Here is an 8,402-nt window from a genome sequence, read left to right as displayed (position 1 = left end):
TGGAAGGCGTCGTCGAACACCTCCTTCACCTGCTGCAGGTCGAACCACCAGTTCAGGCCCTCACGGCTCTTGCGGTAGCGCAGGCGGGCGACCATCCGGTAGCGCGTGCCCTGGTCGAACACCGGGATGGCGAGGCAGAACAGCGACGGGATGGTCAACTTCTGACCGGCGCCGTCGGTGTGCTCCTCCTCGAAGATGATGGAGCCCTCGCCGCTGTTGGTGTTGATGACCTCGCCGACGCGGCTGGTCTCATGCACCACCAGCCCGCGCGCCAGTTCCATCATGCGTTCCGGCCCGGCGAAGGTACCGTTGAGCAGCCGCGCCAGCTCCTGCAGGCGCGTGTCGGCCTCGCTGTTCGGGGTGACGGTCAGGTCGGGCGCGGGAAGGATGTCGAGGATCCGGTCTTCGACGAAGGCCGCGAACTCGCCCTGGCCCATCTTCGAACCACTGGCACGGCTCCAGAGTTTCCATTCGCGCGACAGGGGGAAGTCGTGGATGGCGCGCCAAGCCCGCCAGTTCGGTTCGGTCTCCACGCTGGAGGCCGTGCCGTTGCCGCTCATATAGTCATAGACCGCCACGGCGCGGGCCGGCTCGCGGGAGATGAACACGACCGCCTGCGTGGTGTCGTGGGCCTTGATGTGTTCGATCAGGCTGTCGAGCGTGATGTGCTCGCTGAGTCCGGTGATGCGCTCCGGCCGGGCGCGGTATTCGTCCAGCAGCGGCTTCAGGCTTTCCAGGCGCTTGCCTTCGGGCACCACGGCGATCGGCGTGTTGGCGAGGTCCTCGGCCAGGACCTCCAGGCCGACATGGTTGATCATGAAGTCGGCAAGGGCGGCGGTTTCAGTCTGGGTTTCGGGGGACATGAACAGGGCTCCTTAGACGGCCTTGGTTTCGGTCTGGGACGGCTCGACGGTCTTGAACGGCAAGGCCTGCTGGCGCGGGTCGTTCCGGGTCAGGCGGTTGTCCTCGGTGGAGAAGAAGGTCGTGCGGCGGCGCGGCATCTTCGGCTTCTTGGTCGCGATGTCGGCGACGACGTCGATGCTGCGGCCGTCCAGCTTCAGCTTGAGCTTCACGGTGATCTCGCCGGAGGCCTTGCCGCCGGTCTCCATGCCGACGTTCTGCAGGGTGGCGACCAGATCGCGCAGGTCGTCGGTCAACTCGTTGTGGATCTGCCCATCCTCGACGTCGGCGAGGAACGTGTTGAACGTGCGGTGGGCGGTGGTGGTGGGCAGGGCGGACATAAGCGGTCCTTTCGGTGGGCGGGGACGGTCAGGGCGTGGTGACGCCGACGAGGCCGAAGGCCACGGTCGCGGCGCCGGGGTCGGGCTGCAGGATCAGCTCGAAGAACCCGAACACCACGCACAGGGCGACGAAGCCGAACGCGACCCCGACAAAGTCGCGGATCAGGGCGAGCATGGCCGGGCCTCCCCTGCAGAAATACCCAGGTCCTGGCGGTACAGGGCCATCTGGGCGTCATGCTCGGCGCGTTCGTCCGGGCCCATCCGGCGCAGCCTCAGGGCCGCGTGGATAAGGGACACGTTGAACCCATTCGCGATGGCCTGGGCCTCGGCAGTGGCGATGTCGGCGCGCACGCGAGCGACTTCGGCACTGATCCGCGCCAAACGAAGCGCCGTTTCATGGGTCTTGGCGGGGCTCGCCTTGGCCTCAGCGCGGACCTCACGGGCGGCGCGGAGCAGTCCCGCGCGTTCGCGCCGCAGGGCGTCAAAGCGGTCGAGCGTCCGCTGGCGCAGATTGGGATGGGGGGAACCGTGGGTCATGACGCGGCCTCCGCACCCTGCGGCCGGTTCAGGCGCGCGGTGTCGCGCATGATTGCCAGCATCTGGTCGCGCTGCGGCGCGGTCAGGTCCTGCCACACGGTCAGGACCGTGATGGCGTCATCCGTGGTCAGAAAGTCAGGCGGGGCCTGCTGGATCCCATTGGGGGCCAAAGCCCCAGAGCGGGTGCGCGGTGTCGGATCGGGCATGGCTGGACTCCAACCGTGTTGTTTCGCGGTTATGGTGCGCGAACATTCGCGGTTTCGTCAAGCCACAATACCGCGATACAACGCGGTTTTTCCTCCGGCTCGCTAGGGGGGTAGCTGTTGTGGGCCCCCGTTAGCGGGTGTATTCTCGTTTTGTTCCCTTCGGGAAGCGTGCGTATTTGGGGGAGAGATGTCTAGTTGCAGGCGGATTGCCGCGCAAAAGCGCGCAGTGGCAGCCATGATGGAGACCATGACACCGGAGCAGCGTCGCCAGATTATGTATTGGTGTTGGGCTAGGAGCGCGACTCGGTCAGACGCTGAGCAAGCGCCACCACGGTCTGCCGATCAGCATCCGTCATACGATCCATCGCCTCCATAACGAGGCGCTTATCCTCATCTAAAGGCTGATCGTCTCCGCGCCACACTGCTGATGGGATGCCGGATCCGGCCTCAAGGCGCGCGTAGGTGCGATCAGAAAGGCTCTGAGACTTTCCGCTCAGAAATGAGCGGATCGTTGATTCGTTGAGCCCTGCGCTTCCGCACCACCTCCAAAAGGCATTGGCGCCGACCTCCTCCTTGATACGTCGGAGGGTGGCGCGCCGATGTTCAGAGAGCGCGGGATCGACCCTGTTTTTTATCATGCCGTAACTATGCCATATCCGCGTATTTTCGCGACCGCGAGGTAACGCGGTTATGGCGCTTGACGAACCGCGTTGTTTCGCGGCATCGTGGCCGGACAGAAAGGGGAGCCGCTCAATGTCCGTCGATGATGTCATCTGCCATCTCATGGCCTGGGTGGACGATCAGGATTGGTCGACCTGCCGACTGGCGCGCGAGGCAGCAGTGCCGGAGTCCACGTTGCGCGGGTGGCGCCGTCCCGACTGGTCGCCCACGGTCGCGACGCTCCGCAAGCTTGAGGCGGTGGTGCCTCATGACTGGCGACCAAGCAGCCCCGTTTCTAGCGATCCGCCGCCCCCCGAGGCCGCCTCGCCCGATGCCAACGAGGCCGCGTGATGGTCACCGCCAACGCCCCCTCCAGGTCGGCCCGCCTCCGGGCCAGGGCCGCGTCCGTCGCCGGATCGCCCGTTTGGATGCCGGCCGGCGGTTGGGCCGCCAGTTGGGCCGCCAACGGGGCGGGCATCGGCGGCACCACGGGCAGCGGTCGAACGGCCATCAAGCATCCCTTTCCCTCGAACGGATCCGGTGTCGGCCAACGTGGCCGGCTCCGGTGCGCCACACCATGGGAGTGTGTCCGATGACCTGTACCGCGACCTTTGGCCCGCTGCCGGGCGATGACGTCGCCGCCGCCGTCGCCGAAGTGCGTTCGCGCATCCACGCGGTGTGCCGCCGGTATGACGCCAAGTCCCTGGCACGCCTGTGCGGTGTGAGCGTGAAGACCGCCGAAAGCTGGCGCGAGGGCCGCGCCACGCCGCAGCCCGATGGCATGGCGCGTCTCGCCGCCGCCTTGGGGCGCCAGGTTCTGGACGTGATCTATGGCCCGGTCATCGGCGAGCAGACGTTGGACCAGGGCCTCGCGGGCCTGGGGATTTGCCTGGACGTCTACCGCCAGGGCTTGAAGGAGAAGGGACTGAGCGATGTGGTCTTGGGTTACGGCGCTCCTGCGGACTTTTGCCCGGGAGCGGGCGCTGAGGAAGGCGGGATGGCATCTGAGGCGGGCGGAGCATCACGCCGCGCGCGTCGCGTGGTGGCGTCGGCGGTTCTGATGCTGGCGGTATCGTTGGGCGCCGCATTGCTGCCCCTGCTGAGCCTCGGCGCCGACGACGACCCGCTGTTGCGCGCCCGCAATCCCCGCCCGACCAGCGTGGTCGTCCGCGTCGTCGCGCGGGAGTGCTGAGGGGATGAGTCAGAACATCAGCACCGCCGTGATGGCGCGACGGACAGAGCCGGCCGACAGCCTGGACTATTTCCCGACACCGCCCTGGGCGACACGGGCCCTGTGTGAACTCCTTGGAGCGCGCCCCAATGGCACGGTCTGGGAGCCCGCGTGCGGCGCTGGGCATATGGCCCGCCCCCTCGCCGAGTATTGGGGCCGCGTCGTCGCGACCGACGTGGCGGCGGATCAGATCGGATACGGCCAGCGCCTCGACTTCCTCCTGGAGCCCCGCCCGGCCGACGTGCCTGCCGGGAAGTTGGACGCCATCATCACGAACCCGCCGTTTCGGTTGGCGGCCGCGTTCGTCCGGCATGCGCTTCCGCAAGCCGCTGTCGTCGCCATGCTGGTTCGCACGGCCTTCCTGGAAGGCGGCGAGCGGTGGCGCGACCTGTTTGACCCGTACCCGCCCACGACGATCGCCCAGTTTGCCGAGCGTGTGCCGATGCACAAAGGCCGCTGCCTGCGCGCTGCGTCCACGGCAACGGCCTACTGCTGGATCGTGTGGCGCCATGATCCTCACCGGATCGGCGGCACGGACTTCCGTTGGATCCCACCGGGCACTCGCAAACGCCTGGAACGGCCCGGCGACTATGACGACGACGTCGTGGACGTCGGGGCAGGTGCCGCATGACGGACCTGTTCTCCGCCGCGAAGCCTCGCCCGCACACCGATGCCGCCGGGCGCCTGATCACGCTGTGCGCAGTGCCGGGCTGCCGCCGCCCCGCCGTCCGGGGCGAGGGTGTGAGCCTGCTGCGCTACCTGCGCACGGGCGACGCCCGCGCCTTGGGCACATGGTGGTGTGGCGACCATTGGCGCGAGCGCACGACGCGACGGGAGACCGCCGCATGACGCCGCGTGCCGTGGAACACGTGCGGACGCAGGTCGCGAACCAGTGGCGCACCGAGTGGCGCCTGCAGTGCGACCAGTGCGGCGCCATGGCGCGGCGGCACTGGCGGGACCTGAGCGACCCCCAGATCGCCGAAAAGAACTTCAAAACGCAGGGCTGGGTGATCGGTAAAGCCGTCACCTGCCCGGCCTGCTCGGCACAGAAACACAAGACACCCGCTCCCCCTGGAGCGGAGCGCAAGAGGACAGACAGGATGACGACGGAGCGCAAGACGTCACAGAAACCCCGCGACTTGACCGTTGAAGAGCGCGGGCGCGTCCGGGACGCCCTGGATGTGTATTTCGATGCCGAAAAGGGGTTCTACACCGACGGCTATTCGGATCAGCAGGTCGGGCGGGAGTTGGATTTGCCCTGGGCGTCGGTCGCCGCGTTCCGGGATCTGGCGTATGGGCCGATCCGGTCTGACCCGATCCTGGAAGAGGTCCGCGCCGGCCTTGTTGCCGTCGAAAAGACCTTGGCGGGCCTGAAGGCAAAGGCCGCCACCCTGGAACAGCGCCTGAGCTGAGGCGAGGGAGTCCCGTCATGCCCTTTGATCCGCCGGAAGATGGGCGCGTTCCGCCGCAGTCGCTGGAGGCCGAGCAGGCCCTGCTGGGGGCGGTGCTGTCGAACGCGGCGGTGTTCGACCGTGTGTGTGACCACGTCGCCGCCGACGATTTCGCCCATCCGGGGCATGGAGCCCTGTGGGCGGAGATCGCGCGCGTCAGCGAGCGGGGCGCGACCCCGACGCCGATCACCCTGCAGAGCTTCGCCAACGACTGCCCGGATCTGGAGGCGGCCGGCGGCGCGCGGTATCTGGTCACGCTGATGGGCTCGTGCGTGACGACCTTCAACACACCGGAATACGCCCGCGTCATCGCGGACTATGCGCATAGGCGCCGCCTGATGGGCATCGGGCGGGAGTTGGAGATCAACGCCCATAGTCACGATCTGGAGACAACGGCGGCGGCCATCCAGGAGCAGGCCGAGGCCGCCCTGTTGGAGGTGGCGGACGCGGGGCCGGGGCGCTCGGCGACGCTGCATGTGTCCCAGGCCATCGACCTTGCGCTGGAGCAGATGGAGGCCGCGCACAAACAGCGCGCGCCGACCGGGCTGCTGACCGGCTATCCGGATCTCGACCGGCTGCTGGGCGGGATCGCGGACGACGAGCTGGTGATCCTGGCCGGGCGGCCCTCCATGGGCAAATCCGCGCTCGCCATGTCGCTGGCGTGGCGGGTGGCGGAGGCCGGCACCGCTGCCGACTTCTACAGCGCCGAGATGGGGCCGGACGGGCTGGCGGAACGGCTGGTGTCCGCCCAGGCGGAGGTCGGCCTGAGCGACCTCAAACAGGGGCGGTGCTCGCCGGAGCGGTTCGAGCGCGTGCTGGCCGTGCGCGACGCCTTCGCGCGCGTGCCCCTGTACATCCAGGACTGCGCGGGCATCAGCGTGGCGGCGATCCGCAGCCGCGCCCGCCGCATGAAGCGGCGCCACGGCATCGGCCTGATCGTCGTGGACTACCTGCAGATCCTGAGCCAGACCCGGGGCGAGCGGTCGGAGAACCGCACCCAGGAGATCACCAAGATATCCGCCGGGCTGAAGGCCCTGGCGAAAGAGCTTCGCGTGCCTGTGATCGCGCTTTCGCAGCTGTCTCGTGCCGTCGAGCAGCGCGAGGACAAGCGGCCGCTGCTGTCGGACCTTCGGGAGTCCGGGGCGATCGAGCAGGACGCGGACAAGGTCGTGTTCGTCTACCGCGACGAATACTACCTCGACCGGTCGGAGCCGAGCCCGCGCGAGGGCGAGGCGGCCGACGCGTTCCGCGACCGTCTGGCGCGTCACTCCGAACGTCTCGGTGCCGTCCGCAACGTGATGGAAGTGATCGTCGCCAAGAACCGGCGCGGCGGCATCGGGACGGCGCGGCTGTTCTTCCACGCGCCGACCCAGCGTATCGAACCCCTCTGCCGTGAGGAGACCCGCTAAATGGCGCGTATCCGGACCATCAAGCCGGAGTTCTGCACGTCGGAACAGGTCGTCGACTGCTCGCCGACGGCCCGGCTTCTGTTCGTCAGCCTCTGGTGCTTTTGCGACGACCGGGGCGTTCACCCGGACAGCCCGAAGCGGATCAAGATGGAGGTGTTCCCGGCGGACGCCTTCACGGTGCCCGAGATCACGGCGATGGTCGACGAGCTGGTCGGCGTGGGCCTGCTGGCGCGGTTCGACGCGGACGGGGCGGCCTATCTGCATGTGACCGGCTGGGACCGGCACCAGAAGGTGGACCGTCCCACGGTGCGCTTTCCGGCACCGCCGCGGCGTGGGGAAATCGCAAAATTCGACGAGGCCTCGGCGAGCCCTCGACACCCCCTCGACGAGGCCTCGACGAGCGCTCGGGGCGGCCTCGACGAGCCCTCACCCCCGGAAGGGAAGGGAAAGGAAAAGCTAGCTAGCAAGCCGGCTGCGACGATTTCCAATCGGGAGGAAAATGATCGCACCCCAACGCCTGCCAGCACACCGACGCGGTTGGCGGAGAACCCCGTCACGGTCGGCCGTTCGGCTTTGAAGGTGGTGGGGTGGGATCACGAGGCCTACGAGGCCGGAGCGCGGACCTATGCTTCGGTGGGGCGCTGGTTGGGCCAGGGGTTCACGCCGGACGAGATCGTGGCCGTGTTCCGGCGGCGGACGGACATCGCCACGGCCCGCAACCCGATCGCCTATGCCGCGAAGCTGATGGCCGATGAGGTGCAGGCGATGCGGGCGCAGACCGAGGCGGACACCAAGCCCCTGGCGCGGACCTGGGGCGGCAAGACGGAGGACGAATGGCGGACGCGGATCGAGATCGGGGCGCGGGCCGGGTGGTCGGATTGTTGGGGCTTCCCGCCGGACGATGCCGGCACGCTGTGCCCGGCGCACCTCCGACCGGAGTGGGAGGCCGCGTTGGCGCGGGGTCAGGCGGCATGAGCGAGGACTTGGGACATCCGGCCGAGCGCCGTGCTCTGGACGTCGAGGCGCTGTTGACCTGGGCCTACCGGGACGAACGGGTGCATGAGGCCGTGGCGGCGCAGGTTCGGGACGTCCGGGTCGGGCCGTCCCAGGTCGTGACCGGCACGGCGGCGGTGGCCCGCGTCCTGGAACAGGGGGGCCGCGTGGATCAGTCCTGGGCACCGGACGCGCTCGGGGATCATGCGGATCGCGTGGATCCCGACGCGCTCGCCGTTCACGGGCTGGTCATGGAGGTCAACGACACCGATCCGGAGGGCCGGTTGGCCGAATTGGTGATCGCATGTGCCCTGCGGGGCCGGCGGCCCGAGACGTTCGACGGCATCGTCCCGCGTCCGATCGCTCGGCGGCGCGGTGCGAACGACCGGCCGGTGGTCGTCTATGCCGACCCCAAGGCCCGGGTTCCGCTCTACTGCCCGGTCGATTATCACCCGACGCGAGCGGACATCGAAACAGCCCGTCTGATGTACGTGCGCTGGTGGGTGGCTCTGGAGTGGCTGGGCACGTATCTGCCGGATGTGCTTCAGGGCCATGAAATCACGGGATTTTTTGCCGGCCGGGAGCCCTGGCGCGAGGCTGCGTGACTTTTCCGCTTGACGTTTCGGGAAAAAGCTTGGTACCACCTGGAAAATAGCCAGAGTTCTAGAAAGCCC

General features: G+C 68.1%; 14 protein-coding genes. 8 read left to right on the top strand and 6 right to left on the bottom strand.

Annotated features, from left to right (window positions below; all coding sequences use genetic code 11):
- From GGD82_RS04530 to GGD82_RS04505, 6 genes are all read right to left on the bottom strand, one after another.
- A partial coding sequence (locus GGD82_RS04530) for a DUF2303 family protein (protein ID WP_184013229.1) occupies positions 1-863 on the bottom strand: 863 nt, incomplete at its 3' end.
- A 12-nt stretch (positions 864-875) separates the two neighbouring features.
- On the bottom strand, positions 876-1,241 hold the full coding sequence (locus GGD82_RS04525; RefSeq protein WP_150064250.1) for a YfdP family phage-associated protein: 366 nt from the start codon (positions 1,239-1,241) through the stop codon (positions 876-878).
- Between the two features lie 28 nt (positions 1,242-1,269).
- Complete coding sequence (locus tag GGD82_RS04520) at positions 1,270-1,416, bottom strand: hypothetical protein (RefSeq protein ID WP_170284505.1); 147 nt, start codon at positions 1,414-1,416, stop codon at positions 1,270-1,272.
- Positions 1,404-1,778 carry a GapR family DNA-binding domain-containing protein gene (locus GGD82_RS04515; protein WP_150064251.1) on the bottom strand — a complete coding sequence of 125 codons (375 nt, stop codon included), beginning with the start codon at positions 1,776-1,778 and terminating at the stop codon, positions 1,404-1,406. The genes GGD82_RS04520 and GGD82_RS04515 overlap by 13 nt, the downstream gene beginning before the upstream one ends.
- Positions 1,775-1,984 (bottom strand): hypothetical protein, encoded by a 210-nt coding sequence (locus GGD82_RS04510; RefSeq protein WP_150064252.1) that lies wholly within the window; start codon positions 1,982-1,984, stop codon positions 1,775-1,777. Before GGD82_RS04510 ends, GGD82_RS04515 begins: the two co-directional genes overlap by 4 nt.
- A 290-nt stretch (positions 1,985-2,274) precedes the next feature.
- Complete coding sequence (locus GGD82_RS04505) at positions 2,275-2,757, bottom strand: hypothetical protein (RefSeq protein ID WP_150064253.1); 483 nt, start codon at positions 2,755-2,757, stop codon at positions 2,275-2,277.
- Between GGD82_RS04505 and GGD82_RS04500 the strand changes: the two genes are divergently transcribed.
- The 8 genes from GGD82_RS04500 (at position 2,738) to GGD82_RS04465 (ending at position 8,333) form a co-directional block, all read left to right on the top strand.
- On the top strand, positions 2,738-2,995 hold the full coding sequence (locus GGD82_RS04500) for a hypothetical protein (protein WP_150064254.1): 258 nt from the start codon (positions 2,738-2,740) through the stop codon (positions 2,993-2,995). The genes GGD82_RS04505 and GGD82_RS04500 overlap by 20 nt on opposite strands.
- Before the next feature lie 241 nt (positions 2,996-3,236).
- Positions 3,237-3,836, top strand: coding sequence for a hypothetical protein (locus GGD82_RS04495; protein ID WP_150064255.1), 600 nt, complete (start codon positions 3,237-3,239; stop codon positions 3,834-3,836).
- A 4-nt stretch (positions 3,837-3,840) separates the two neighbouring features.
- Complete coding sequence (locus GGD82_RS04490; protein WP_150064256.1) at positions 3,841-4,506, top strand: SAM-dependent methyltransferase; 666 nt, start codon at positions 3,841-3,843, stop codon at positions 4,504-4,506.
- Positions 4,503-4,724, top strand: a complete 222-nt coding sequence (locus GGD82_RS04485) for a hypothetical protein (RefSeq protein WP_150064257.1) — start codon at positions 4,503-4,505, stop codon at positions 4,722-4,724. The genes GGD82_RS04490 and GGD82_RS04485 overlap by 4 nt, the downstream gene beginning before the upstream one ends.
- The gene (locus tag GGD82_RS04480) at positions 4,721-5,287 is read left to right on the top strand and encodes a hypothetical protein (protein WP_150064258.1); all 567 of its coding nucleotides are present in this window, start codon (positions 4,721-4,723) and stop codon (positions 5,285-5,287) included. The genes GGD82_RS04485 and GGD82_RS04480 overlap by 4 nt, the downstream gene beginning before the upstream one ends.
- Before the next feature lie 17 nt (positions 5,288-5,304).
- Positions 5,305-6,735, top strand: a complete 1,431-nt coding sequence (dnaB, locus tag GGD82_RS04475; protein ID WP_150064259.1) for a replicative DNA helicase — start codon at positions 5,305-5,307, stop codon at positions 6,733-6,735.
- Entirely contained in the window at positions 6,736-7,710 is a 975-nt protein-coding gene (locus tag GGD82_RS04470; RefSeq protein ID WP_170284506.1) for a hypothetical protein, read from the top strand.
- Complete coding sequence (locus GGD82_RS04465; protein ID WP_150064261.1) at positions 7,707-8,333, top strand: hypothetical protein; 627 nt, start codon at positions 7,707-7,709, stop codon at positions 8,331-8,333. Before GGD82_RS04470 ends, GGD82_RS04465 begins: the two co-directional genes overlap by 4 nt.
- Positions 8,334-8,402: the final 69 nt, after the last annotated feature.

The organism is Roseospira marina (assembly GCF_014197855.1).
Lineage (GTDB): Bacteria > Pseudomonadota > Alphaproteobacteria > Rhodospirillales > Rhodospirillaceae > Rhodospira > Rhodospira marina.
The sequence above is the reverse complement of the archived record's forward strand: the minus strand, read 5'-3'. Positions and strand labels throughout refer to the sequence as shown.

Coding starts and splice junctions, on each gene's coding strand:
- GGD82_RS04525 (WP_150064250.1), bottom strand. CDS start 1,241: ATGTCCGCCCTGCCCACCACCACCGCCCACCGCACGTTCAACACGTTC.
- GGD82_RS04520 (WP_170284505.1), bottom strand. CDS start 1,416: ATGCTCGCCCTGATCCGCGACTTTGTCGGGGTCGCGTTCGGCTTCGTC.
- GGD82_RS04515 (WP_150064251.1), bottom strand. CDS start 1,778: ATGACCCACGGTTCCCCCCATCCCAATCTGCGCCAGCGGACGCTCGAC.
- GGD82_RS04510 (WP_150064252.1), bottom strand. CDS start 1,984: ATGCCCGATCCGACACCGCGCACCCGCTCTGGGGCTTTGGCCCCCAAT.
- GGD82_RS04500 (WP_150064254.1), top strand. CDS start 2,738: ATGTCCGTCGATGATGTCATCTGCCATCTCATGGCCTGGGTGGACGAT.
- GGD82_RS04505 (WP_150064253.1), bottom strand. CDS start 2,757: ATGACATCATCGACGGACATTGAGCGGCTCCCCTTTCTGTCCGGCCAC.
- GGD82_RS04495 (WP_150064255.1), top strand. CDS start 3,237: ATGACCTGTACCGCGACCTTTGGCCCGCTGCCGGGCGATGACGTCGCC.
- GGD82_RS04490 (WP_150064256.1), top strand. CDS start 3,841: ATGAGTCAGAACATCAGCACCGCCGTGATGGCGCGACGGACAGAGCCG.
- GGD82_RS04485 (WP_150064257.1), top strand. CDS start 4,503: ATGACGGACCTGTTCTCCGCCGCGAAGCCTCGCCCGCACACCGATGCC.
- GGD82_RS04480 (WP_150064258.1), top strand. CDS start 4,721: ATGACGCCGCGTGCCGTGGAACACGTGCGGACGCAGGTCGCGAACCAG.
- dnaB (WP_150064259.1), top strand. CDS start 5,305: ATGCCCTTTGATCCGCCGGAAGATGGGCGCGTTCCGCCGCAGTCGCTG.
- GGD82_RS04470 (WP_170284506.1), top strand. CDS start 6,736: ATGGCGCGTATCCGGACCATCAAGCCGGAGTTCTGCACGTCGGAACAG.
- GGD82_RS04465 (WP_150064261.1), top strand. CDS start 7,707: ATGAGCGAGGACTTGGGACATCCGGCCGAGCGCCGTGCTCTGGACGTC.